This window comes from Enterobacter cloacae complex sp.6700776 (assembly GCF_048284255.1).
Lineage (GTDB): Bacteria > Pseudomonadota > Gammaproteobacteria > Enterobacterales > Enterobacteriaceae > Enterobacter > Enterobacter intestinihominis.
This window is the reverse complement of sequence record NZ_JBLVYK010000201.1, coordinates 1-294: the sequence shown is the minus strand read 5'-3', so window position 1 is coordinate 294 and position 294 is coordinate 1. Positions and strand designations below refer to the sequence as shown.

1 protein-coding gene is annotated in these 294 nt (G+C 36.1%); it reads left to right on the top strand.

What is annotated here, in order from left to right; translation table 11 throughout:
- Positions 1 to 188 precede the first annotated feature (188 nt).
- Positions 189 to 294, top strand: a 106-nt coding sequence (locus tag ACNQ0T_RS23880; RefSeq protein WP_417930459.1) for a VOC family protein, incomplete at its 3' end; no start/stop codon positions are given.

Genomic DNA, 294 nt, shown 5'->3' with positions numbered 1-294 from the left:
CCATCGTTAACCACCCGTAATATAAACATAAAATTATGATATACTCCCTCGAATTGAGTATAGCCATGATATGACTAAAAAATAAACCTCAATCGCTGTATTTAGTCATATTGCCACGTTATATTAATAGATAAATCGATTCGACTTTAAGCATTATTGCCTGAAGAATTTATAGGGAAACTACTATTATGCGCTTACTACATACCATGCTCCGTGTTACCGACATGCAACGCTCCGTTGATTTTTATACCAAAGTATTAGGTATGCGCTTACTGCGCACGAGCGAAAATACAG